At 72.0% G+C, this 24,285-nt stretch carries 19 protein-coding genes and 1 riboswitch; of the genes, 8 read left to right on the top strand and 11 right to left on the bottom strand.

The genetic code is table 11. From position 1 onward, the window contains the following. Positions 1 to 187 precede the first annotated feature (187 nt). Positions 188 to 1,432 carry a pyridoxal phosphate-dependent aminotransferase gene (locus INT49_RS05800; protein WP_193116773.1) on the top strand — a complete coding sequence of 415 codons (1,245 nt, stop codon included), beginning with the start codon at positions 188 to 190 and terminating at the stop codon, positions 1,430 to 1,432. 39 nt (positions 1,433 to 1,471) lie between these two features. Next, positions 1,472 to 2,548 carry an adenosine deaminase gene (locus INT49_RS05795; RefSeq protein WP_193116772.1) on the top strand — a complete coding sequence of 359 codons (1,077 nt, stop codon included), beginning with the start codon at positions 1,472 to 1,474 and terminating at the stop codon, positions 2,546 to 2,548. Here the strand turns inward: INT49_RS05795 and galK are convergent. The 4 genes from galK to INT49_RS05775 all read right to left on the bottom strand — a co-directional run bounded on the left by galK (position 2,490) and on the right by INT49_RS05775 (position 6,992). Beyond that, on the bottom strand, positions 2,490 to 3,761 hold the full coding sequence (gene galK, locus INT49_RS05790) for a galactokinase (protein ID WP_193116771.1): 1,272 nt from the start codon (positions 3,759 to 3,761) through the stop codon (positions 2,490 to 2,492). The two genes, INT49_RS05795 and galK, sit on opposite strands and share 59 nt — an antisense overlap. 154 nt (positions 3,762 to 3,915) lie before the next feature. Next, on the bottom strand, positions 3,916 to 4,998 hold the full coding sequence (locus INT49_RS05785) for a lactonase family protein (protein ID WP_193116770.1): 1,083 nt from the start codon (positions 4,996 to 4,998) through the stop codon (positions 3,916 to 3,918). Between the two features lie 29 nt (positions 4,999 to 5,027). Then, positions 5,028 to 6,473, bottom strand: a complete 1,446-nt coding sequence (locus INT49_RS05780; RefSeq protein WP_193116769.1) for a threonine/serine exporter family protein — start codon at positions 6,471 to 6,473, stop codon at positions 5,028 to 5,030. Between the two features lie 219 nt (positions 6,474 to 6,692). Further along, the gene (locus tag INT49_RS05775) at positions 6,693 to 6,992 is read right to left on the bottom strand and encodes a DUF3017 domain-containing protein (RefSeq protein ID WP_193116768.1); all 300 of its coding nucleotides are present in this window, start codon (positions 6,990 to 6,992) and stop codon (positions 6,693 to 6,695) included. 79 nt (positions 6,993 to 7,071) lie between these two features. Here INT49_RS05775 and INT49_RS05770 point away from each other — a divergent pair, with 79 nt between their 5' ends. After that, complete coding sequence (locus tag INT49_RS05770; RefSeq protein WP_193116767.1) at positions 7,072 to 8,586, top strand: aspartate ammonia-lyase; 1,515 nt, start codon at positions 7,072 to 7,074, stop codon at positions 8,584 to 8,586. 554 nt (positions 8,587 to 9,140) lie between these two features. On the opposite strand, the gene ppk2 is transcribed toward INT49_RS05770, so the two are convergent. The 3 genes from ppk2 to purN all read right to left on the bottom strand — a co-directional run bounded on the left by ppk2 (position 9,141) and on the right by purN (position 12,840). Continuing rightward, positions 9,141 to 10,046: a polyphosphate kinase 2 gene (gene ppk2 / locus INT49_RS05765; RefSeq protein ID WP_193116766.1), complete on the bottom strand. Its 906-nt coding sequence runs from the start codon at positions 10,044 to 10,046 to the stop codon at positions 9,141 to 9,143. Between the two features lie 372 nt (positions 10,047 to 10,418). Then, on the bottom strand, positions 10,419 to 12,092 hold the full coding sequence (purH, locus tag INT49_RS05760; RefSeq protein WP_193116765.1) for a bifunctional phosphoribosylaminoimidazolecarboxamide formyltransferase/IMP cyclohydrolase: 1,674 nt from the start codon (positions 12,090 to 12,092) through the stop codon (positions 10,419 to 10,421). A gap of 32 nt (positions 12,093 to 12,124) precedes the next feature. Continuing rightward, a riboswitch (ZMP/ZTP riboswitch) is annotated at positions 12,125 to 12,201 on the bottom strand. A gap of 66 nt (positions 12,202 to 12,267) precedes the next feature. Continuing rightward, positions 12,268 to 12,840, bottom strand: coding sequence for a phosphoribosylglycinamide formyltransferase (gene purN / locus INT49_RS05755; protein ID WP_319021527.1), 573 nt, complete (start codon positions 12,838 to 12,840; stop codon positions 12,268 to 12,270). Positions 12,841 to 12,990: 150 nt separating this feature from the next. Here purN and INT49_RS05750 point away from each other — a divergent pair, with 150 nt between their 5' ends. After that, positions 12,991 to 13,422: a hypothetical protein gene (locus INT49_RS05750; protein WP_193116763.1), complete on the top strand. Its 432-nt coding sequence runs from the start codon at positions 12,991 to 12,993 to the stop codon at positions 13,420 to 13,422. On the opposite strand, the gene INT49_RS05745 is transcribed toward INT49_RS05750, so the two are convergent. Continuing rightward, a complete protein-coding gene (locus INT49_RS05745; protein WP_193116762.1) occupies positions 13,400 to 14,974 on the bottom strand; it encodes a cell division protein PerM in 1,575 nt (524 codons plus the stop codon). The two genes, INT49_RS05750 and INT49_RS05745, sit on opposite strands and share 23 nt — an antisense overlap. A gap of 170 nt (positions 14,975 to 15,144) precedes the next feature. Here INT49_RS05745 and INT49_RS05740 point away from each other — a divergent pair, with 170 nt between their 5' ends. After that, complete coding sequence (locus INT49_RS05740) at positions 15,145 to 16,527, top strand: isochorismate synthase (protein ID WP_226849802.1); 1,383 nt, start codon at positions 15,145 to 15,147, stop codon at positions 16,525 to 16,527. 63 nt (positions 16,528 to 16,590) lie between these two features. Here INT49_RS05740 and INT49_RS05735 read toward each other — a convergent pair whose 3' ends face one another. From INT49_RS05735 to INT49_RS05725, 3 genes are all read right to left on the bottom strand, one after another. Next, entirely contained in the window at positions 16,591 to 18,171 is a 1,581-nt protein-coding gene (locus INT49_RS05735; RefSeq protein WP_193116760.1) for a trypsin-like peptidase domain-containing protein, read from the bottom strand. Further along, positions 18,159 to 20,033 (bottom strand): 2-succinyl-5-enolpyruvyl-6-hydroxy-3-cyclohexene-1-carboxylic-acid synthase, encoded by a 1,875-nt coding sequence (menD, locus tag INT49_RS05730; RefSeq protein ID WP_226849800.1) that lies wholly within the window; start codon positions 20,031 to 20,033, stop codon positions 18,159 to 18,161. The genes INT49_RS05735 and menD overlap by 13 nt, the downstream gene beginning before the upstream one ends. Positions 20,034 to 20,105: 72 nt before the next feature. Then, on the bottom strand, positions 20,106 to 21,083 hold the full coding sequence (locus INT49_RS05725; protein WP_193116758.1) for an o-succinylbenzoate synthase: 978 nt from the start codon (positions 21,081 to 21,083) through the stop codon (positions 20,106 to 20,108). A 78-nt stretch (positions 21,084 to 21,161) separates the two neighbouring features. Here INT49_RS05725 and INT49_RS05720 point away from each other — a divergent pair, with 78 nt between their 5' ends. The 3 genes from INT49_RS05720 to INT49_RS05710 are packed head-to-tail and all read left to right on the top strand — an operon-like array spanning position 21,162 to position 24,228. Beyond that, positions 21,162 to 21,800 (top strand): GNAT family N-acetyltransferase, encoded by a 639-nt coding sequence (locus INT49_RS05720; RefSeq protein WP_193116757.1) that lies wholly within the window; start codon positions 21,162 to 21,164, stop codon positions 21,798 to 21,800. A gap of 52 nt (positions 21,801 to 21,852) precedes the next feature. Beyond that, a complete protein-coding gene (locus INT49_RS05715) occupies positions 21,853 to 22,848 on the top strand; it encodes a 1,4-dihydroxy-2-naphthoyl-CoA synthase (RefSeq protein WP_193116756.1) in 996 nt (331 codons plus the stop codon). Between the two features lie 3 nt (positions 22,849 to 22,851). Next, positions 22,852 to 24,228 carry an AMP-binding protein gene (locus INT49_RS05710; RefSeq protein WP_319021526.1) on the top strand — a complete coding sequence of 459 codons (1,377 nt, stop codon included), beginning with the start codon at positions 22,852 to 22,854 and terminating at the stop codon, positions 24,226 to 24,228. Positions 24,229 to 24,285 lie beyond the last annotated feature (57 nt).

Raw genomic sequence — 24,285 nt, 5'->3', positions numbered from 1 at the left:
GCTGTCCTGGGCCGTTCTGGGCTGTTCTGGGCTGTTCTGGGCAGTTCTCGGCGGTCCTGGGCCTCCCTTAGGGCGTTCCGAGCCGCTCACAGCCCGTCAGGCTGCGCACGCGGGCCGATCGCCCGGAGCAGGTGTCCGCTGGCGGGTCGATCTGGCAGAGAGACGAGACCTCTGCCACGATAGGCGGGTGACCACCGACGACGCATCCCCCGCCACCAGCACCGCCCAGACCGCCGAGCGCGCCCGCATCTCGACGCGGATCGGCTCGATCGCTCCCTCTGCGACCCTCGCGGTCGACGCCACCGCGAAAGCTCTGAAGGCGGCCGGCCGTCCCGTGATCGGCTTCGGTGCCGGCGAGCCCGACTTCCCGACGCCGCAGCACATCGTCGACGCCGCGATCGAGGCCGCGTCCGTCCCGGCGAACCATCGCTACTCCCCCACCGGTGGCCTTCCGGAGCTGCGTCTGGCCCTCGCCGAGACGGTCTCGAGGTCGACCGGGCTCGCGATCGAGCCGACGCAGGTGCTGGTCACCAACGGCGGCAAGCAGGCCGTGTACCAGACCTTCGCAACGCTGCTGGACCCGGGCGACGAGGTCCTGCTGCCGGCCCCGTACTGGACCACCTACCCCGAGGCGATCCGCCTGGCGGGGGCCACCGAGGTGCCGGTCCTGGCCGGAGTCGACCAGGGCTACGTGCCCACGATCGAGCAGCTCGAGGCGGCACGCACCGAGCGCACCCGCGCGATCCTGATCTGCTCCCCCTCGAACCCGACGGGCGTGGTGCTCACGGCGGAGCAGCTGCGCGAGGTGGGCCGCTGGGCCCATGAGCACGGGATCTGGGTGGTCACCGACGAGATCTACCAGCACCTCACCTACGACGGGGTGCCGTTCACGTCGATCCTCGCCGAGGTCCCCGAGCTCGCGGAGACCACGGTGCTGCTGGGCGGCGTGGCGAAGTCCTTCGCGATGACCGGCTGGCGCGTGGGCTGGATGGTGGGCCCCAAGGACGTCATCGCTGCGGCGAGCAACCTCCAGTCCCACCTCACCTCGCACGTGAACAACATCGCCCAGCGCGCCGCGATCGCCGCGGTGACCGGGCCGATGGAGCCGGTCGACGCCATGCGCGAGGCCTTCGACCGCCGCCGACGCACCATGGTCGAGAAGCTCTCCGCCGTTCCGGGCTTCACCGTCCCCACGCCCACCGGCGCGTTCTACGCCTTCCCGGACGTCTCCGGCGCGCTGGGACGGGAGATCCGCGGCACGACGGTCTCCACCTCGGTCGAGCTGGCCGCCGTGATCCTGCAGGAGGCCGAGGTCGCAGCGGTCCCGGGCGAAGCATTCGGCGCTCCCGGGCACCTGCGGTTCTCCTACGCCCTCAACGATGACGAGCTCGCCGAGGGCATCGACCGTGTGGCGGCCCTGCTCTCCGAGTGAGGCCGTGCGCCGCGGCCCACGGCGCGAGGTGACACCACGATGAGCTCCGCCTTCCCGGCGAGCCCTGGCCGTGACCTCGCGGCGCTGCCCAAGGCGCATCTCCACCTGCACTTCACGGGGTCGATGCGCCCGTCGACGCTGCGTCAGCTCGCCGAGGAGCGGGGCATCCGGCTGCCGCGGTCCCTCACCGACGACGTCGCCCTGCAGGTGGAGCCGACGCGGCGCGGCTGGTTCCGCTTCCAGCGGCAGTACGACGCGGCGCGCGCCGTGGTCGACTCCGAATCGGCGATGCGGCGCATCGTCCACGAGGCGGCGCTCGACGATGCGGCGGAGGGCTCCGGACGGCTCGAGCTGCAGGTCGACCCGACCAGCTATGCACCCTTCGTCGGCGGGCTCACCCCTGCCCTCGAGATCGTCGTGGACCAGGCGACGCGCTCCGAGGCGGAGACCGGTGTGAGCATCGGCCTCATCGTCGCCGCTTCCCGGACACGACATCCGCTCGATGCCCGGACCCTCGCGCGCCTCGCGGCCCGGCATGCGGGCCGCGTCATCGGCTTCGGCCTGTCCAACGACGAGCGCCGCGGCGTGACCGCCGAGTACGGGCCAGCCTTCACGATCGCCCGTCGGGCCGGACTGCTCTCGGTCCCGCACGGGGGCGAGCTGCTGGGCCCGACCCACGTCGAGGACGTTGTGGAGCATCTGGCGCCGACCCGGCTCGGGCACGGGGTGCGCGCGGCCGACGACCCGGAGCTGCTGGACCGGATCGTGGAGGCCGGCATCGGGCTCGAGGTGTGCCCCGCCTCCAACGCCTCGCTCGGTGTGGTCGCCGACCCCGCCGACATCCCGCTGCGCCAGCTGGTCGACGCCGGCGCCCAGATCGCGCTCGGCGCCGACGATCCGCTGCTGTTCGGATCACGCCTGGTGGACCAGTACGAGACCGCACGGGCCATCGGCTTCAGCGATGCCGAGCTCGCGGGCCTCGCCGCCTCCTCGATCAGGATCTCCGCCGCGGACGAGACGACGAAGCACCGGCTCCTGGCCGGCGTGGAGGACTGGCTCAGCGGTCCTGTCCAGCACCCTCCGACGGCAGGGCGAGGAAGAACTCCGGCGCCGTGAACCCGCGCTCGGAGAAGGCGGCGGCGATGGCCGTGGCCACGTGCTCCGCCTGGTCCGCCTCGACGAGGGCGATCGTGGAGCCACCGAAGCCACCACCGGTCATGCGGGCGCCGTGGGCACCCGCCTGGCGTGCGGCGTCGACCGCCGTGTCGAGCTGAGGGACGGTCACCTCGTAGTCGTCGCGCAGCGAATCGTGCGAGGCGTTCAGCAGGTCCCCGAGCTCCCGGACGTTATCCCGCACGGTGCCCGCGGCGAGCAGTGCATCGAAGTCCTTCACCCGCTGGATCTCGCTGATCGCGTGGCGGGCACGTCGGCGCACGACCTCGTCCTCCAGGCTCGCCGGCAGCGTGTCGAGCTGGGCGGCATCCGCGTCGCGGAGCGTCGCCACGCCCAGGGCGGCGGCGGCGCGCTCGCTGTCTGCCCGTCGGGCCGTGTACTCGCCATCGACGTGGGAGTGCTCGGCGCGGGTATCGGTGATCAGCAGCGCGAGTCCCTGGGAGGCGAGGTCCCACGGGACCGCGCGGGTCGAGAAGTCGCGGCAGTCCAGGAACAGCGCATGCCCGGCGCGCGAGAGCACCGAGGCGGACTGGTCCAACCCTCCGGTCGAGGCACCGGCGAAGTCGGTCTCGGCCGTGATCGCGGCGCGGACCCGCTGAAGAGGCGTGGTGCCCAGCGACAGCAAGGCCTCGATCGCCTCCGCCGCGGAGCACTCGAGAGCGGCGGAGCTGGAGAGCCCGGCGCCGAGCGGCACCTGGCCGTCGATCATGATGTCCATGCCCTGGGTGGTGGCACCGGAGATGTGCGCCCGCAGCGCCCACAGCACCCCGGCCACATACGCGGGCCAGCCGTCGACGGCCCCGGGCTCGAGGTCGCCGGCATGGATCTCCAGGACCTGGTCGTCCTGGGCGGACCGCAGGCGGACGAGGTCGGTGGGCGTGCGCGCGGCGGCCGCGAAGCACCGATGGGAGATCGCCATCGGCAGGCACAGGCCGTCCTGGTAGTCGACGTGCTCGCCGATGATGTTCACGCGTCCCGGGGCGGACCACACACCGTCGGGGGCGTAGCCGAACGACTCGGCGAACAGCGACTCGACTCGCTCGGCGGCCTCACCGCGATCCGGCGCCGAGGACAGCGTCACGGCAGGGGTCACGGTGACCGGGGCGCCAGAGCGTCCGGTGTCTGCGGCGGCGCCGGCGTCTGCGGCAGTGGTCATGGTGTTCCTCCCGAACGGTCGAAGGCCGGCGCACGGGGCAGAGCCCCATGGCAACATCCGGCACGGCGTCAGCGAGTCTAACCGTCAGCGCGACAAGAGCGCAGATCAGTTCTTCAAGACGGGCGGCGGAGCCGCGCCAGGAACCAGCGGGACCTCAGGGACGCACGGCGAGGCAGGACACCGACGGGGCGGGGATCGGGTCCGCGGCGATCGAGAGAGTCTCGTCCTTCCGGCGCAGCACATCGATGCGATCGCCCTCCTGGGCCGCCACCAGGACCAGATCTCCCAGCTGCGTGAAGTGGCGGGGATGGGCACCCACCTCGATCTCGGCGACGATCTGCGGTCGCATCATCGTCAGCGACAGCAGGGAGATCGTGTCCGGTCCGCGGTTGGCGACCAGCAGCATCCCGTCATCGTCGGCGAGCTCGATATGGGAGAGCGCGTTGTCCCCCTCCCGGCCGCTGGCCGGGATCATGGAGCGCACGCTCCAGCTCAGCGCGGTTCCGTTCAGCGCGGTCGGTGCCGTGCGCGAGGTCTCCACGGGCCGTCGTGCCGCCGTGGCCACCATCCCGGAGAGCTCGCAGGAGATGTGCAGCTGCTCGGACTCGTGGTCCGGCGCGAGATGCCGAGGCCCGCTCCCCCTGCTCAGAGGGATCTCGCCGGTCAGGCCCATCTGGCCGGCCGAGTCCTGCCGGTAGAGGATCACGCGGTCCAGGCCGAGATCCGGCACCGCCAGCGCCTCGGTGCCGGGCAGGGCGACCACCTGGTGCGGGTGGGGATCCTGCCCCTCGCTGCGGTCGTGGTGGTCGTCGACGTCGATGACCTCGACCGGCACGCCGTCGTCGTCCAGGCGCACGGTCTCCACGGTGCCCGAGCCGTAGTCGGCGACCAGCAGGGTCCCCGCGCTGCGCCCCGGAGCCAAGTGACAGCCGCCCGATCCGTCCAGCGCGAGGTCACCGACGATCTCCGCCGAGGAGCCGTCGGCCGTGATCCGGACGGCGACGACTCGCGTCGGGGACGTCTCCAGCACCGCGTAGAGCAGAGAGCCGTCGGCGCTCCAGAGCACGAAGGACGGATCCGGCAGATCGACCGTGGCGAGCCGCTCCACGGTCGGCGCCGTGCCGGAAGGACCGCCTGCGTCGTGGCCCGTGGTGAGCCTCAGCAGCTCGAGCCCCGGGCCGCGGCCGCTGCCGCTGCGTGAATAGCCGCCGGCGGCGATCAGTGCGGATGTGCTCATGGGGTCTCCTCGGGATCGGTTCGCGGTCCCTAGCCGTCCGACGGAGGGTCGAGGTCATCGAGCTCGTCGAAGAGGGCGGGCGACAGCGCTGTCATCTCGCCCGTCATCGTAGACGGCTCGACCACCGGAGTGCCGGTGCGACGCCGGAAGCTGCGCGATCCCATCGTGAGCCGACGACGGCGCAGCGTGGTGAACGGCAGGGAGATGCTCGGGGTGTAGGCGATGTCGCTGCGGCGGAAGTACGGCAGGATGCGCGAGGCCAGCAGCTGGCCGAGCACGGCTCCGGCGGCGATGCCCACGGCGATCTCACCCGCCCCGAACAACTCGCTGGCGCCGGAGCTGACGTCGTCCCCCAGCCCCAGGAGTCCCCGGTAGATGAGGCTGCCGGGCACCAGCGGGATGATCCCGCCCATCACGAAGAGCAGGGTCGGCACCCGCAGGCGGTCCCCGAGCACCACCGCGATCAGCCCGGTGAAGAGCCCGGCGAGCGTCACCGCGTACAGACGCTCCATGAACAGCCCGGTGACGAGGTGGGAGATCAGCGCCGAGATCAGCGCGACCAGCGCCATCCAGGGGAGCACCTTCCACGGCACCTGGGTGCCCACGCCGAAGCCGATCCCCATCCCGATGCCGGAGACCACCACCCACAGCACGGTGATCAGGGAGATCGGGATCGAGGCGCTCACGGAGATGTCCGCGCCGATCGCTTCGGCCAGCAGCATTCCGCCCCGCACCCCGGCGACGAGGCCCACGGTGAGCATGAGAGTCTCCAGGATGCGGCCGGCTGCGGTCACGTACCAGCCGGTCACGGCGTCCTGCACCGCGGCGATCGAGGAGAGGCCGCACAGCTGCACGATGATGCAGGAGACCACGACGATCGAGGAGTTCACGGCCGGGTTGATGAGGTGCACGGCCAGTGCGGCACCCACGGCGAGGAAGCCGCCGATCGCCTGTCCGTAGAAGGGCGGGATGTGCTTGCGGGCCAGGAACTCCCCGGAGGCGATCAGCAGTCCCGCCGCGAACGTCGCGGCGACCACCACGAGGGATCCCGCTCCGAAGCTGAGCGCCGCGGAGCCGCCCATCACGGCGAAGCCGAGCACCACCAGCGGGAGTTTGTACAACGGGGGCGACTGGACCACGGCGCCCGCCATCCGTCGGGCCTCCTCGAGCGGGAACTCGCCGGAGATATAGCCGTGCGTGATGTCCTCATAGGCCGCCAGACGGGCGAAGTCCTGGACGCGTGCCGCGGCGGAGCGCACTCTCGTGAACGGGGTGGCCCCCTCGTCCTCGAGGTACGAGATGACGACTTCGTCGAAGGTCACCTGCACGGAGACGTTGCGCAGTCCCGACGAGCTGGTGATCCGCAGAACGGTCGCCGTCACCTCGGAGGCGGCCGCTCCGTTCGTGAGCAGGCCTTCTCCGATCCTCATGGCGAGGTCGAACACGGCATGGAGCCGGATGGAATCGGTGGGCACGAGATGATCGTGCCACACGGGGGATCATGGAAAACAGCGCTCGGCGACCTGGCACTCGTCACACTCCGCGGCAGGGGCCCGAGACGACAACCGACGAGGTCGCACGGGGGCCTTCGAGGCGTCGCGGAGGGGTGGCGTCGGGGCCTGGAGTGGTGTCCGAAAGGGCCCTGCGGAAGGGGTCCGGGGGCGCCTCAGAGGGGGTGCCTCAGAGGGGGTGCCTCAGAGATTGGGCGAGACGGACAGCACACCCAGGCCGATCGCCAGCAGTGCGAGCACCCCGGCGTCCACGCCCCGGGACCGTACCGCGAGGGCTCCGACCGCCCGGACCGGCAGCACGGCGCGGAGCAGTGCGAGCAGGCCCAGCAGCACCGCGAACAGGAGCCCTGCCAGCGGCGCACCCACCACGATCCCCGTGATGATGATCGCCGCGACGGCGGGCAGCGTCAGCACCAGCACGACCTGGCGTCGGCAGGCCGCGCCGACGGAGAAGGGCGATCGTTCATCGGGCACGGGGCCCATGCTACGGGTCGGTCCCGGCTACGCTGGCCGTGGCCGGCAACGACGTCGGCCATCAGAGCGACCTGGAGGACTCCTTCACATGACCAGCCCCGGTTCGACGCCCGGCACCGCGACCCGTTCCGAGCATGATCTGCTCGGCGACCGCGACGTCCCCGCCGACGCCTATTACGGCATCCAGACCCTGCGCGCGCAGGAGAACTTCCACATCACGGACCTTCCCCTGAGCCACTTCCCGCGTTTGATCGAGGCGCTGGCCCAGGTCAAGCGGGCCACGGCCCGCGCCAATCACGGGCTCGGCGCACTCGACGACGAGCGGGCGGCAGCCATCGAGCAGGCCTGCACGGAGATCGTCGGCGGCGAGCTCCACGAGCACTTCGTCGTGGACATGATCCAGGGAGGTGCCGGCACCAGCACCAACATGAACGCCAACGAGGTGATCGCCAACCGCGGACTGGAGATCCTGGGCAGGCAGAAGGGCGAGTACGAGCACCTGCACCCCAACAACCACGTCAATCTCGCGCAGTCCACGAACGACGTGTACCCCACGTCCCTGCGCCTGGGGATCCTGCTGACCTTCCCGGCGCTGGTGGAGTCGATGGACCACCTGATCACCACTCTCCGCGCCAAGGGCGCGGAGTACTCCCGGGTGCTGAAGATGGGCCGTACGCAGATGCAGGACGCGGTCCCGATGACCGTGGGCCAGGAGTTCAACGCCTGGGCCACCACCATCGAGGAGGACGTCGTGCGCCTCACCCGAACCGCGGCCGCGTTCCAGGAGATCAACCTCGGGGCGACCGCGATCGGTACCGGCATCACCACCGATCCCCGCTACGCACAGCTCGCCACCCAGGAGCTCTCCGACCTCACCGGGATCGATTTCGTGGTCTCCGCCGATCTGGTCGAGGCCACCAGCGACACCGGCGCCTTCGTGACCTTCTCAGGGATCCTGCGCCGCATCGCCGTCAAGATCTCGAAGATCTGCAACGACCTGCGGCTGCTCTCCTCCGGCCCTCGGGCCGGCTTCCACGAGATCAACCTGCCCGCGGTGCAGCCGGGCAGCTCGATCATGCCGGGCAAGGTGAACCCGGTGATCCCCGAGGTCGTCAACCAGGTCGCCTTCGAGGTCATCGGCAACGACCTCACGGTGGCCTTCGCCGCGGAGGGCGGCCAGCTGCAGCTGAACGCCTTCGAGCCGGTGATCGCCTTCAACATCCTCGAGTCCACCCGCATCATGACGCGGGCGATGAACACCCTGGCCGATCGCTGCATCGCCGGGATCACGTTGAACGAGGACACCCTGGAGGACAACCTGCGCCGCTCGATCGGCGTGGTCACCGCGCTGGTGCCGGTGATCGGCTACGCCGCCGCCACCGACGTCGCCTCGACGGCTCTGGAGACCGGTCGCCCGGTCGCCGACCTGGTGCTCGAGCGGGGCCTGCTGGACGAGAGCCGGCTCAAGTCGCTGCTCTCCCCCGAGTCGATGACCAGCCCGCATCGCGCGACCCCCACCGGCACCATGCCCGATCTGTCGAACGAATGGCTGGACTCCGGGGAGATCACGCGGCTCCCCCTCGAGCCCGACACCGAGGGCTGAGCGCGCCCTCGAAATCCGGACACGGCGCCCCTCATCCTCCGAGTCGGACGATGAGGGGCGCCTCTCGTGCAGGACGGGCCGCCGTCTCGTCCAAGATCGGCAGTCGTCTCGTCCGAGATCGGCAGTCGTCTCGTCCAGGACAGGCAGCCTTCCGATTCCCCCGAAACGGCCCACCAGCGCCACGAACCCGAGGAATCCGGCACGCTCCGCGAGGCCCGGGACACCGCCACCCCACGAGTCACCGATTCCCCCGAAACGGCCCACCAGCGCCACGAACCCGAGGAATCCGGCGCCGTCCGCGACGCAACCGGGACACCGCCACCCCACGAGTCACCGATTCCCTCGAAACGGCCCACCAGCGCCACGAATCCGAGGAATCCGCGACGGCCGCGACTGCGGATGCGGTTACGGAACCAAGCTCGGCTCCGCTTGGCTCGGCTCCGCTTGGCTCGGCTTGGCGCGGCTCGGCTTGGCTCGGCTTGGCTCGGCTCCGCTTGGCCCCGCTCGGCTCGGCTCCGCTCGGCTCCGCTTGGCTCGACTCGAGGAGCGTCAGCTCACTCGTCGGCCTCTTCCATCTTGCCGCGCATGACGAGCTTCGGATCGGGGACGCCGACGACCTCGTGGTCCTTGTCCTCGTACTCGAACTGGGAGAGGAAGTAGCGCATCGCGTTCAGCCGCGCCCGCTTCTTGTCGTTGGAGCGGATGATCGTCCACGGCGCGTACTTCTTGTCCGTGCGGCGGAACATCTCCTCCTTGGCCTGCGTGTACGACTCCCAGCGGTCGAGGGACTCGAGGTCCATCGGGGAGAGCTTCCAGCGGCGCACCGGGTCCAGCTGACGGATCGCGAAGCGGGTGCGCTGCTCCTTCTGGGACACGGAGAACCAGAACTTGGTGACGAAGATGCCGGAGTCCACGAGCATCCGCTCGAAGTAGGGCACCTGGTTCATGAACGTCTCGTACTCCTCCGGGGAGGCGAAGCCCATCACCCGCTCCACGCCGGCGCGGTTGTACCAGGACCGGTCGAACAGCACCATCTCGCCCTCGGTGGGCAGGTGCTGGATGTAGCGCTGGAAATACCACTGGCCGCGCTCGCGGTCGCTGGGCTTGTTCAGCGCGACCACACGAGCGGTGCGGGGGTTCAGATGCTCGGTGAAGCGCTTGATGGTGCCGCCCTTGCCGGCGGCATCGCGTCCCTCGAAGATGATGATCGACTTCTGGTCGTTGTCCTCGAGCCAGTACTGGTACTTCAGCAGCTCCACCTGGAGCTTGTACTTCTCGCGCTCGTACTCGTCGCGATCCATGCGCGTCTCGTACGGGTACCCCTCCTGCCAGGTGTACACGGGGTTGCCCTGAGGGTCGATCAGGTCCGGGTCCGGGGTATGCCCGTCCTTGACCGAGTAGCCCTCCTCGCGCAGATGCTCGATGTACTCGCGCAGGCTCTGGTTGTCGGGGATTCTCACGGCCACTCCTTCGGGCGTCACGCTGGTGTATGGCCCCAACTCTAGAGGGCCGGGGTGTCGAGCCGGTGAACGCCGGCCCGATGTGTCGTGCTGGAGATGCCTCTCGGCTGACGGGACGGCGACCGCTCGGCTGACGGTGCGGTGATCGCCCCGCGTCCGCAGAGGCAGCGGGGCGTTCGACCGAGGTCGGCACCTGCCGGGTGCCGTGGCGGGCCGCCCGTCGGGTCGCCTGAGTGCAGGAGACCCGACTGACGGCGATCAGACGGACGGTGATCCGTCGGCAGACGATCCGCCGGCCGAGCTTCCCGGGAGCCGCGGGGCGGCGGTCCAGGCCGCTCAGCGCTCAGAGCGCGACGTGGCGGGCCGGTGCGCTCAGTGCGCGAAGTGGCGGGTACCGGTGAGGTAGAGGGTCGCACCGGCGGCACGGCACGCCTCGATGACCTCCTCGTCGCGGATGGAGCCGCCGGGCTGCACGATCGCCCGCACGCCCGCGTCGAGCAGGATCTGCGCGCCGTCGGCGAAGGGGAAGAAGGCGTCCGACGCGGCGACCGCGCCGCGGGCGCGCTCCGGAGCGGCCTCGCCCTCGGCGTGCTCGCCCAGCGAGTTCGCGCGGGACACGGCCAGGCGGCAGGAGTCCAGGCGGTTGACCTGACCCATTCCGATGCCCACAGCGGCTCCGTCCCCGGCGAGCAGGATCGCGTTGGACTTCACCGCGCGCACGGAGCGCCAGGCGAAGGCGAGGTCCGCGAGGGTCGCCTCGTCGGCGGCGTCCCCGGCGGCAAGGGTCCAGTTCGCGGGGTCATCGCCCTCGGCGTCGACGGCGTCGGAGTCCTGGACGAGCATGCCGCCCCAGATCTCGCGCATCTCGACCTCGCGGGAGTACTCGCCCTCCAGGCGCAGGATCCGCAGGTTCTTCTTGGTGCGCAGCAGCTCGAGCGCCTCGTCCTCGTAGGCCGGGGCCAGGATGACCTCGGTGAAGATCGGCTTGACCTGCTGGGCCATGGCGAGCGTGACGGGACGGTTGGTGGCGATCACGCCGCCGTACGCGGACAGCGGGTCGGTGCCGTGGGCGCGCAGATGGGCGACGGCGATGTCCTCGCCCTCGCCCGCCACGGCGATGCCGCAGGGGTTGTTGTGCTTGACCACTGCGACGCAGGGTCGCTCATGGTCGAAGGCGGCGCGCACGGCGGCGTCGGCGTCCACGTAGTTGTTGTAGCTCATCGCCTTGCCGCCCAGCTGCTCGGCGCCGGCGATGCCGGGGACCTCGGGGTCGGTCACGGCCAGGCGGGCCCGCTGGTGGGGGTTCTCGCCGTAGCGCAGCGTGGCGGTGAAGCCGAGCTGAGCGGCGTCCTCGTCGCTGAGGTCGAGGATGCTCCGGGGGGCGTCCGCATCCAGCGCGTCGTCCTCCTGCGAGCTGTCGCCCGTCTCGTCGTCCCCCTCGACCTCGGGCAGCTGGTCCAGCATCCAGTCGCTGATCGCATCGTCGTACTCGGCGGTGCGGGTGAAGGCGATGGTGGCGAGCTCCTGGCGCTCGGCGAGGGTGAAGCCGCCTGCCTCCGCGGCCTCGGCGGCCGTCGGGTAGACCTCGGGATCCACGACCACGGCGACGGAGGCGAAGTTCTTCGCGGCGCCGCGCACCATGGAGGGTCCGCCGATGTCGATCTTCTCGATGATCTCGTCGAAGCTGCCGCCGGCGCCGACGGTCTCGCTGAACGGGTAGAGGTTCACCACGACCAGGTCGAAGGGCTCGATGCCGTGCTCGGCGAGCTGCGCACGGTGGCTGTCGAGGCGCTGATCGGCCAGCAGGCCGCCGTGCACACGGGGGTGGAGGGTCTTGACGCGGCCGTCGAGCATCTCGGGGAAGCCGGTCACCGACGCGACGTCGGTGACGTCGATGCCGGCGTCACGGATGGTCGAGCCGGTGGAACCGGTCGAGACGATCTCGACGCCGTTCTCGGAGAGGGTGCGGGCGAGATCGACGATCCCCGTCTTGTCGAAGACGGAGATGAGGGCGCGGCGGATCGGGCGGCGCTGGGTGGTGGTCACGAGGCGTGCTCCTGTTCGGATCGGGTCCTTGTGGCGAGCACCCAGGCGGACGATGCTCGTGCTGTCACTCCCCGGTGGTCGCCCACCTTCGCCAGTCGTGTGGGGCCATTCTAGCCGGGAGCCCCTGACAGCGGGAGCCTGCTCCGCCCAGCGGTCAGCGGTGAGCGGTGAGCGGTCAGCGGTGAGCGGTCAGCTCACGGACCACCTGGACGAGCAGGGGCTGCTCCGCGGCTTTGATCCGTTCGTGGAGATCATGCTCGGTGTCCTCGGCGCGGACCTCGACGGCGACCTGGGCGAGGATGCGCCCGGTGTCGACGCCGGCGTCGACCTCGATGACAGTCGCACCGGTGATCTTCACCCCGTGGGCGAGGGCGTCACGGACCCCGTGGGCACCGGGGAAGGAGGGCAGCAGGGCTGGATGCGTGTTGACGATGCGCCCGCCGAACGCCTCCAGCAAGGGCGGGCCCACGAGCTTCATGAACCCGGCGAGCACGACCAGCTGCGGCTCGAGACGGGCCACGGAGTCGGCGAGCGCCTGGTCCCAGGCGGCGCGGTCCGCGTGGTCTGCGAGGCGGATCACCTCGGTGGGGATCCCGGCGGCGCGGGCGTGCTCGAGGCCGGAGGCGTCACGGTCGGCGATCACCCCGACCACGACGAAGGGGCTCGAGGGCTCCTCGCTGCTGCGCAGAAGGGCGGCAAGGTTCGAGCCGGTACCGGAGATGAGGACGGCGATGGGGGTGGGGGTCACCGCCTCAGCGTAGTCGGAGCATCGCAGGCCTCCAGAGTCACCAGGCATCCGGGGACACGGCGTCCAGGGATGCGACGTCCAGGGGCACGGCAGACAGAGGCACGACGTCCAGAGGCACGACGTCCAGGCGGACCAGGCACACTAGGAACGATGAGCAGCGAACACGACACCGAGGGAACCGGGGCGACAGTCTCCGGGACCGATGCAGCCTCCCGTCACCGACGACTGGTGCGCGCCCTGCTGCTGACGATGCTCGCCTCCTGGCTGCTGCTCCTGACCCCGCTGCCGTTCTCCCTGGCCGCCGGGATCGGCGCTCTCGTGGCCCTGGTGCTGCTGGTTCTGCTCGCGGTGCAGTCGTTCCGGCAGGGCCGCCCGGGCATGGCCGTGATCTCGCTGATCATCGGCGTGCCGGCCACCTTGATGATCACCGCGGGATCCCTCCTGAGCCTGCTGTTCTACGGCCCGATGGCGGAGATCGAGGAATGCCGCGCCACCGCGCTCACCGAGCAGGCACGTGTGCAGTGCGACGTGGAGGCCCAGGACTCGATGGCGAGCTGGATCAGCGACCTGATGGGCGGCTGACGCCGCCGTCGATCCCCGTCGTCCGGCTGTCGGGATCATGACCGCCGTGGTCGTCCTCGGCAGCATGGTCGTCGCCAGCAGCGCGGTCGTCGTCAGCGTGGGCGTCCTCGTCAGCGTCGCCGTCGCCGTCATCGCCAGCACGGTCGCCGTCAGCACGGTCGTCGTCGGCACGGTCATCGCCGGAGGACACCTCATCGGCGGTGCCGTCGGCCCCCTCGTCCGCGCGCGCCCCCGACGCCTCTCCCCTGCCGGACCGACGCGAGAACTCTGCATCCTCCGAGCCCTCTGCGCTCTCAGCGCTCTCGACCCGGGCCCGCAGCGCGGCGGTCTGCGCGCGCACCCACGGCACCACCGGTGAGGCGAGCGCCACGAGCACCACGCCGGTGCTGACCACGACGACGCCCAGCAGCGGGAGGATGAGGGAACTCATCTGGGGCCCGAGATGCACCAGACGGCCCTCCCCGATGCCACCGGTCGACAGCCCCGCGAGCAGCAGCACGCCGACCACCACCGCCACGGGATAGGCGATCCACGCCGTGATCCGGTCGCGCCGCTCCAGATCCTCGACGTCCCGGACCAGTCGCAGGGCGCCGACGACGACCGGGACGGCCGGCACCACCAGGAGCAGCCAGAGCCATGCGGAGTAATCGCCGGGACCGGGGAACGCGCCCAGCAGCGGAAGCGCGGGCATCACTCCCGTCGCGGAGCCGTCGAGCGAGATCGAGGAGGAGGTCCCGACCCCGACCGTGCCGCCGAGGAGGACCACGAGCGCCCAGACCGCCAGCAGCGGCAGCAGCGCCAGCTGGACGAGCGTGAGGACGATCCCCCCGACGATCCCGGGATCGAGCGCGTCGAACAGGGAGGACTGCTCGGGCACGGAGACGACCATCATCACGACGCTCAGAAGCATGCCCACGCCCAGCAGGCCGACCAGCGCGAGGAGCACGGAGCGTGCGACGTCGCCGAACGGGGCGGGAAGCAGCTCGAGCACCCGCACCCCGGGAATGGTGGAGGTCGCCTCACGACGCAGGGACCACAGGATCCCCAGCACGCCGCCGAGCACCGCCACCATCGCCCCGGACACGATCGCCGAGGTCACCACGGGGCTGGAGTCAGTGCTGCGGCCGATCCCGGCGAGCACCGCCATGCCGATCGCATAGACCCCGGCGTAGGCACCGAGCGCACTGCCGGCGTCCCGGAGCGCGCGCAGGCGCAGCACGCCGTCATCCCGCACGAGCTGCAGCGCTCGACCCACCCGGCGCATGCCCAGGATGGAGATGAGCAGCAGCAGCCCCAGCAGGCCGAACGGGGTGAGGGTGACGGCGCCGTCGATGACACCGGTGCTCAGCACGATGCCGCCGCCATGGCCGAGGACCAGAACGTTCAGGGCGATGATGATCGCATCCAGGGCGGTCGCGCTGGAACGCGTTCCGGCGACCTGAGCGGCCAGCGCGGGCACGACGACGAGGGCGATCGCGGTGCCCAGCGAGAGCGCGGCGGCGATCATGCCGCGGACCAGAGGCGTCGCGATGCTGTCGCCGGTGCTGTTCACGAACTGCTCCTTGAGCGGGTCACGACGGGGAAGCGGGCCCAGGTTCCGGCCCGACGCCACCTCGGAGGGGGCGCCGGTCCATGGTCGCATTTCAGCGGCGCCCGATCATGCATCCCGGGACGGGACGCGGGTCACGGCGCGGGGCGCTCCGGTGTCGCATAATGACACGGATGTCCGATCCGATCCTGCCCCCTGAGACTGCCGAGCCCGCTGAGTCCGTCGAGACCCCTGGGTCCGGTGGAACGGCATCTGCCGTGCCGTCGCTGATCGTGCGCACCCTGCGCCTCGACGAGACCGTCGACCTCCTCGGCCATATCCCTCTGGCGGTGAGCGGTGCCTGGCTGCGCCACGGCCAGGGGATGGTCGCGCTCGGGACCGCCTGGAGCGTGCAGACCGTCGGGCCCCATCGGTTCGCGGCGGCGAGCGCCGCCTTCCAGGCCGTGGCCGCGGCCGCGCGGGTGGACGACGAGGTGCGCACGCGCACCAGCGGTCTGATCGCGCTGGGCAGCTTCTCCTACGCCGACACCTCGCAGCGGAGCTCGCGCCTGATGGTGCCGAGCGCGCTGCTGGGCGTGCACGACGGCGAGTCGTTCCTGACGGTGGTGGGTGTGGACGAGGAGCCGGTGGTCCCGACGTCCTGGCGCGACCTGTTCCCGTCCACGCCCCTCCAGCCGTCCCCGTCGGACGAGCTGGAGGTCGAGGCGGACCACACGCCCGACGAGTACCAGGCCCTGGTCCAGGAGGCCGTGACGGAGATCCGCGCCGGTCGCGCCGAGAAGGTCGTCCTCTCCGAGCGCACCACGGTCACGGCCGAGCACCGCATCGAGCCGGCGGTGCTGCTGGCCAACCTCGCCCGTGACTACCCGAGCACCTGGGTCTACCACCTCGACGACGTGATCGGGGCGAGCCCCGAGATGCTCGCCCAGACCGAGACCGGGCGCGTCTTCTCCCGGGTGCTCGCCGGGACGCGGCCGGTCGCCGACGACGGCGAGCTCGACGAGGTGGATCGTCGCGCCTTCCGCTCCGACGCGAAGGAGCTCTCCGAGCACGCCTTCGCCGTGGATTCCGTCGTCGAGCGCCTCGCGGGGCTGGCCGAGGACATCGACGTCTCCCCCGAACCCTTCGTGCTGCGGCTGCCCGGGCTGGAGCACCTCGCCTCCGATGTCTCCGCGCGCCTGCGCTCCGGGACCACCAGCGTGGACGTCGCGTCCCGCCTGCATCCGTCGGCCGCCGTGTCGGGGACGCCGCGGGAGGCCGCCGACGAGATCATCGCCCGCCTCGAGCCGCATGACCGCGGCGGGTACGCCTCACCGGTGGGCTGGATGGATGCCGCCGGGGACGGACAGTGGGCGATCGCCCTGCGGATGGCGCACCTGAACGCCCAGAGGGTCGTCACGCTGCAGGCGGGCGGCGGCCTGGTCGCCGCCTCGGACCCGGTCTCCGAGCACGCCGAGGTGCTCGCGAAGTGCCGCCCGATGCTGCGTGCCCTGCGCGGCACGCCCACGGCGAGCGAGATCGAGGAGACCCCGCCCGAGCCTCTCCTCGGCGCCTGACCCCCGAGCCCGGCCCCCGGCCGCGGAGGACGATCCGGATCGGGCCGGGACGTCGGGCGGCGCTCAGGTGGGCTGGCTGTCCAGGGTGATGTCGATGCTCTGCACCGACTGGTCCCGCACCACGGTGAGCGTGTGGTCGGACCCGACGGGGAGACCGCGCACCACGCCGGTCAGCGCGGCCGCGCTGCCCACGGGGGTGTCGTCGATCTTGGTGATCAGGTCGCCCTCCCGCAGCCCTGCCGCAGCGGCCGGGCTGTCGGGCTCGATGCCGACCACCTCGGCGCCGTGATAGGCGACGTCGCCGACGGGCTGTGACCCGTCCCTGCTGGTCACCCCGACGAACGCGTGCTCTGCTGTGCCGTCCTCCTGGAGCTGGTCCGCGATGAGCGTCGCGGTGTTCGACGGGATCGCGAAGCCGAGCCCGATGCTTCCCGCCTGCCCGGAGGCGCTCGGGATGCCCGCGATGGAGGAGTTGATCCCGATCACCTGCCCGGCGGCGTCCACGAGCGGGCCGCCGGAGTTGCCGGGATTGATCGCGGCGTCGGTCTGGATCGCGGAGGTGTAGGTCGTGTCCGAGCCCGACGGGTCCTCGCCGGTGGCTGTCACGGGGCGGTCCACCGCTGAGACGATCCCGGTGGTGACCGTGTTCTCGAGGCCCAGCGGGGTGCCCAGCGCCATCACGGGCTGTCCCACGGCGATGGTGGAGGAATCGGCGAAGGTGGCCGGCTGCAGATCGTCGGGCGGAGAGTCCAGTCGCAGCACGGCGAGGTCCGTGGTCGGATCGGCGCCGACGACCGACGCGGCATAGCTGAGTCCGTCGCTGGTGGTGACCTGGACCGCCTTCGCCCCGTCGATGACGTGGTTGTTGGTGAGGATCGTGCCCTTCTCGTCGAGGACGACCCCGGTGCCCAGGCTCGTCCCGGAGCCGGTGCTCACCTGGATCGCGACGGCGCTGGGGGCGACCTGGTCGGCGACCGTGGCCCAGTCAGGATCATCCACCGTGGACACCGACGCAGGCTGGGCCGGCTCCTCAGGAGCGGCCTGCGCGGTGCTCGTGGCCGCGGGCTGGGGGGCCAGGAGCTGGTCGTAGGCGACGACTCCGCCCAGGGTCAGGCCACCGGAGACCAGCATGCCGAGGGCGACCAGGCCCGTCACACCGCCCCATCCCGGCCCGTGGGCCCGGGCCGGTGAGCTCCCGGCGACCGGTGCTGCCGGGGGCGCCGCCGTGCTCGCGGAGGGATCCTGTCCGTACGGAGCCGAGTAGGCGGAGGGCGCGGAGAAGGCCGACGACGAGGCGGACGGGGTGGGTGAGGTGTCGGACTCGGAGGACGGGTACGCGGGGTAGGCCGGGTACGCCTGCGCGGTGCCCTCGGGGGCGCTGCTCGCCCCGGCCCAGCCGGTATCCCCCTGCCCCGCGGTGCCCCAGGGCCATGCGGGCTGCTCAGGCCGGCTGTGCGGTGCCGGCTGGCTCGAGGGGGCGGGCTGGCTCGAGGGGGCAGGCTGGCTCGAGGGGCCGTACTGACCGTCCTGAGGGACCTGGCCGTGCTGGCCGTGCTGGCCGTGCTGGCCGTACTGACCGTCGTGACTGTTCCGGCCGTTCTGGCCGTTACGGGACGGGTCGTACGCATCGTTCACGTCGTGCATGAGTCCACCTCCGCCTGCTGCTCCAGCGCCGCTGCGCTGATCTCCTGGTGAACAATGAACACCCGCAAGCCGGAGCCGCGCTGTGCGAGAGCTGTGCCCAGGCTGGTCCCGGTGACGGTCCGGGCCGTCGCCCCCAGGGCCGTCGCCGCCGCTTCGAGGTCCGTGCCGTGAGGCGTGGTGAAGAAGCGTCGCAGCAGGTCAGGCGGTGCCGCGGCGTGCTCGAGACCGGAGAAGATCCGACCACCGCCGTCGTCGACGATCACGATATCGAGATCGGGAACCTGCTCCAGCGGACCGATGACCAGTCCGGTGAGATCGTGCAGCGCGGTGAGGTCCCCCACCAGGAGCCGCACCCGTCCTGCTCCCGGCTCTGCTCCCTGCCCAGCTTCCCGACCGGTTTCCTGCTGAGCTCTCTGCTCGGCACTCTGCCCGGCTCCGCGGCCTGCCTCCTGGTGGGCCAGAGCGATCCCACCGGCGAGGGACGTGGTGCCGTCGATCCCGGCGAGTCCCCGGTTCGCGATCACCCGGCCCGCCGTCGGCCCCGCATGCTGTTCGAGGTCGCGCACGAGGCTCGAGGAGCCGAGCACCAGGAGGTCGTCCTCCCCCGTCGCCGCCCAGACGGCGAGCGCCGCCTCCTGCTGCCAGGTGGACGTCAGCTCAGCCGTCACCCGGGAGGCGGCCCTCTGCCAGGCCACCAGCTGCTGCCGGCGCCGCTCGAGCTCTGCCCCGTCGGCGTCGTCGTCTCCGTGCACGGCAGGCACCACGAGCCGTGCCCGGCGGGCCGCATCGGCGAAGTCCAGCTGCGGGTCCACGACCACCACGTCCACGTCCGGAGCTCCCAGCAGGCGCCCGATCACCGGCCGCGAGAGCGTCGGATGCCCCAGCACGATCGCGCGGTCCGGGCGCAGCGGATGCTGAGGATCCGCCATGACCTCCGCGAGGAGGGCCGGGTAGCCGGGGATGAGGGACGGGCCGGCATGCGCTCCGGAGCTCGGCTCGGCCAGCAGCGGCAGGGCATGGCGTTCGGCGAGCTCGCGGGCGGCCGCTCCTGCCCCGTCGCCCGCGACCACCACGGTGCGCGCGGAGATCGGGACGGGATGGGGCTGCGGCGGCAAGGGGCGCGACCGCCGGGTGAGCACGATCTGCGGGCGCTGCGCTGAGGACCTCTCCTGCCCTGCGGGCGCAGCCTGCACTGGCGGCGCGTCCGTGTCCGTGTCCATGCCCGGGTCCATGTCCGGGCGGGGCACGAGCGGGTCCCGGAAGGAGAGGTTCACGTGCACGGGGCCGGGGTGCTCGCCGGTCGCGGCGGCGACGGCCCGCGCCATCGTCGAGACCGCGGTGCGCAGCTCGGTGGCCGTGGCGGCCTCGGCGGTCGGGGCGGGGAGGTCGGCGTCCAGGCGCACGAGGGAGCGGAACATCCCCGCCTGCCGTGTGGTCTGGTTCGCGCCGACGTCCCGCAGCTCGGCCGGACGGTCCGCGGTGAGCACGATCAGCGGGATCCGCGAGTGGTGGGCCTCCATCACCGCGGCGTGCAGATGCGCGGTCGCCGTGCCGGAGGTCGTGACCACCACCGCAGGATGCTCGGGGTCGAACCGGGACAGGCCCAGCGCGGTGAAGGCGGCGGCGCGCTCGTCGATCCGCACGTGGGCACGGACCGCTCCCGCGAGCTGCGGGCCGGCGAGCCCGTAGACCAGCGGGGCGCTGCGGGACCCCGGCGCGAGCACCGCATCGGTGACCCCGAGCTCGGCGAGCGCGCTCCAGATCGCGATCGCCTGATCGACCGCCCCGGACCCGGTCGGAGCAGGAGCGGGGATCCCCCGGGAGATCCCGGAGGCGGGGGCGGCGGCTGCGATCTCAGGCATGCCGCCAGGGTAATGCGCCCGACGGGACCCGGCCTCCGCACCGGCCATCGCGGCTCGGGGCGACGAGTCAGCTCACAGGGCGTCGAGGCAGGCTGCCAGGCGCTCCTCCCAGCGAGCGGCGAGCTCTGCCGGCGCCGCATGGCGATCCATGAGCTCCTCCCGCGGCTCGGGCCGCGCCACCGGCAGGGTCCCGGTCCGGGGGTGCAGGGCATCGGCCACGAGATCCCCGGTGAGCAGCGACGCGGTTGCCATCCCGCAGGCGTAGGGCAGCTCCGGAAGGGCTGCGGCGAGCGCGAGGCCGGCGCTGAGGCCCACGCTGGACTCCAGGGCGGAGGACACCACCACGGGCAGGCCGGCCTGGTCGGCGAGGTCCAGGCACCTCTGCACACCGCCGAGGGGCTGCACCTTCATGACCAGGACGTCGGCCGCCTCGGCCCGGGCCACGCGCAGCGGGTCCTCGGCGCGGCGCACGGACTCGTCGGCCGCGATCGGGATGTCGACGGCACGGCGCAGGGCCGCGAGGTCCTCGATCGAGGCGCAGGGCTGCTCGGCGTACTCGAGGCCGCCGGCGGCGCGGTCCAGGAGCGGCAGGGCCTCCTTCGCCTGGTCGAGGGTCCAGGCCGCATTGGCGTCGATGCGGATCCGGCCGGTCGGGCCCAGCGCGTCGCGCACCGCCTCGACCCGATCCGTGTCCTCGGCGAGCGAGGAGGTGGGATCGGCGACCTTGATCTTGGCCGTGCGGGCACCGCCGACGGTCGCGATGCGATGGGCGAGCACGGCGGGCACCACCGGGATGGTGGCGTTGACGGCGATCTCCTCGCGGCGCGGGGCGGGGCGGGCCGCGGTCGCGTCGGCGAGCGCCGCCCGCAGCCACGCCGCGGACTCCGCGGCGTCGTAGTCCCAGAACGGGGAGAACTCCGCCCATCCGGCGGGGCCGTGCAGCAGCAGGCCGTCACGCTCGGTGATGCCGCGGAAACGGGTGGTCATGGGGATGGTCCACGCGAGCACGCGGTCGATGCCGCGCTCGCGCAGTGCGGAAGGGATGAGCATTCCCCGAGGCTAGCGGGCGGTGCCGTCGGAGGAAGAATTCTCGGGATGCCCTCGGCGGGCCTCGCTATCGTGACCGTGATGAGCACCCCATCCCACCTGCTGCGACCCGTTCGCCCGGACGACGGCCCGGCCGTACTGGCCGCCTTCGCCTCCTCCCCGGACATGGCCCGCCAGGGCGACGTCACCTCGCTCCCGCAGGCCCAGGAGATGATCGCCTGGCTCGACGCACCCTCCCGTCGGGGCGTCGCGATCGTGGCTGGGGAGCCCCGGGGGATGGACCGCGGCGAGCCGGCCGGGACCGTGCGTGCCGGGAGCGCAACGGTCGGCGGCGAGCTGGTCGACGATGAGCTGGTCGACGACGAGCTGATCGGTCTCATCGGCGTGAGCATCGAGGAGCCCCACCGATCGGGCTGGTTCTTCTACTGGCAGCACGCCGGCTCCCGCGGCCGGGGCCTGACCTCGCGGGCCGCGGCGACCGTCGCCAACCGTGCGCTGCGCCCCGTGGCCGACGGCGGCTGGGGGCTCGAGCGGCTCGAGCTCGGCCACCGGGTGAACAACCCGGCCTCCGGGGCCGTGGCCCGCGCCGCCGGCTTCGTGCAGGAGGGCATCGAGCGCCAGAAGTTCCTCCTCGACGGCGAGCGGCACGACGTGCTCATCTACGGCCGCCTGCGCAGCGATCCGGTGCCGGCGACCTCCGAGCTGCCGTGGAGTCGCTGACCTCACCCCATCGGAACCCTCCACCGCCGCGGCCCGGACTACCCTGAGCACCATGACGTCCGCTCCTGATCCGCTGCCCCACCAGGTCTCCGAGACCTTCGATCCGCGCCTGTGGCGCGAGGTCCCCGCCACCGAGCACGGCGGGGAGGCCTTCACCGACATCACCTACCACCGGGCCGTCGACCGCATCGAGTCCCCCGACGGCGAGCGGACAGGCCACGACCTGCCGACGGTGCGCATCGCCTTCGACCGCCCCGAGGTGCGCAACGCCTTCCGCCCGCACACGGTCGACGAGCTGTACCGCGCGCTGGACCATGCCCGCCTGGACACCGGCGTGGGCATCATCCTGCTCACCGGCAACGGCCCCTCCCCCAAGGACGGCGGCCGCTCCTTCTGCTCCGGCGGCGACCAGCGTATCCGGGGTCGCGCCGGCTACGAGTACTCCGAGCAGGAGGACCTCGGCGAGACCACCCAGGTGCGCAGCGGCTCCAGCGGCCGCCTGCACATCCTCGAGGTGCAGCGCCTGATCCGCACCATGGGCAAGGTCGTGATCGCCGTGGTGAACGGCTGGGCCGCCGGCGGCGGTCACTCCCTGCACGTGGTCGCGGACCTCTCGATCGCCTCGCGCGAGCATGCGCGGTTCAAGCAGACCGACGCGAACGTGGGCTCCTTCGACGGCGGCTACGGCTCGGCCTATCTCGCCAAGCAGGTCGGGCAGAAGCGGGCCCGGGAGATCTTCTTCCTCGCCGAGGAGTACTCGGCGCAGGATGCCTACGACTGGGGCGCGGTGAACCGCGTCGTGGACCACGCGGATCTCGAGACCGAGGCGCTCGCGATGGCCAGCACGATCGCCACCAAGTCGCCGCAGGCGATCCGCATGCTGAAGTTCGCCTTCAACCTGGCCGACGACGGGCTCATGGGCCAGCAGGTCTTCGCCGGGGAGGCGACCCGCCTGGCGTACATGACCGACGAGGCCGTCGAAGGTCGCGACGCCTTCCTCGGCAAGCGCGAGCCCGACTGGTCGCAGTTCCCCCACCCGCAGGGCTGAGCCGTGGCCCTCTCCTCCTCCGAGCAGCCGGATCTCGCAGCCCGGCCCTGGCTCGTGCCGCCTGCCCACGACTCCTCCGCCGCCTCGCTCGACGCGCACTCCCGAGCGATCGGGCAGCTGATGGCGGGCACCTCGCGGCTGTGGCTGGGGCCGTTCCCGGCGCCGTCCGCCCTGCCGGCCGGCTTCGAGGACACCGCCCTGGTGGTCCCCACCTCCGGGTCCACCGGCACGGCGAAGGCGGTCGCGCTGTCCCGCTCGGCCCTGCTCGCCTCCCAGGACGCGACCGCTGCGCTGTTCGCGGCCGACGGCACCGCCCCGGACACCCAGGGCCACGGCTTCTGGCTGCCCCTGCTGCCGCCCACCCACATCGCCGGCGTGCAGGTGATCGCCCGGGCGCATCGCACCGCCCAGGTGCTGGGCCTGGCCGCGCCGGCCCTCCCGGATCCGCTGCCGGACCTGCGCGGGCACTTCGACGCCGCGGCGTTCGTAGCGCTCGCCGAGCCCGCCCTCGCGCAGGCCGAGGACGCAGGGCTCCCGGCATTCACCTCCCTGGTGCCCACCCAGCTCACCCGCATCATCACCGGGACGACCGGGGCCGACGCCCGCGCCCGCGGGGTGCTCCGGCGCTTCGCCGCCGTGCTCGTGGGCGGGGCCGCAACGCGTCCCGAGGTGCTCGCGAAGGCCCGCGCCCAGCGCATCGCCGTGCGCACCACCTACGGCTCCTCGGAGACTGCCGGCGGCTGCGTGTACGACCGGACCGCGCTCCCCGGGGTGCAGCTGCACCTCGAGGCGCCCGACGCGTCCGGTGCCGGCCGCCTCGTGATCGCCTCGCCGACCCTCGCCCTGGGCTATCTCACGGCCCACGGCGGCACCGACACGACGCCGTTCACGTCGGCCTCCGCGCCGAGCACCGGGTCCAGCACCGAGACCAGCACCAGGTCCAGCACCGCAACGAGCGCCGCGTCGAGCACCACCCAGCGCACCTTCACCACGTCAGACCTCGCCGAGCTGGGCGTGGACTGGACGCTGAGCGTGCTGGGCCGGGCCGATGACGTCATCAACACCGGCGGTCGCAAGGTGCTCCCGCAGGACGTGGAACGAGCCATCGAGCGCTCCCTCATGCTGCAGGGCCTGATCCGCACGAGCGTGGTCGTCGGGGTCGAGGACCCGGAGTGGGGCCAGCGTGTCGACGCCCTCGTCACCCTCGAGCCGGGGACCGATCCTGCCGAGGCGTCGGCTCTGGTCCGGGCCGCGCTGCGCACCAGCGAGGTGCCCGCGCACATGATCCCCAAGCGGGTCCATGTGGTCGAGGAGCTCCCGCTGCTGGGGATCGGCAAGGTGGACCGGGCCGCAGCCCGCCGCCTCGCCGCCGCGGGCTGAGCCTCCTCCTCGAGGCAGGGTGTGCGGTCCGCCACGGGGTCGGAACGCCCTCGGGCC

Source organism: Brachybacterium tyrofermentans (assembly GCF_014897585.1).
Lineage (GTDB): Bacteria > Actinomycetota > Actinomycetes > Actinomycetales > Dermabacteraceae > Brachybacterium > Brachybacterium tyrofermentans.
This window is presented reverse-complemented; position numbering and strand designations above follow the sequence as displayed.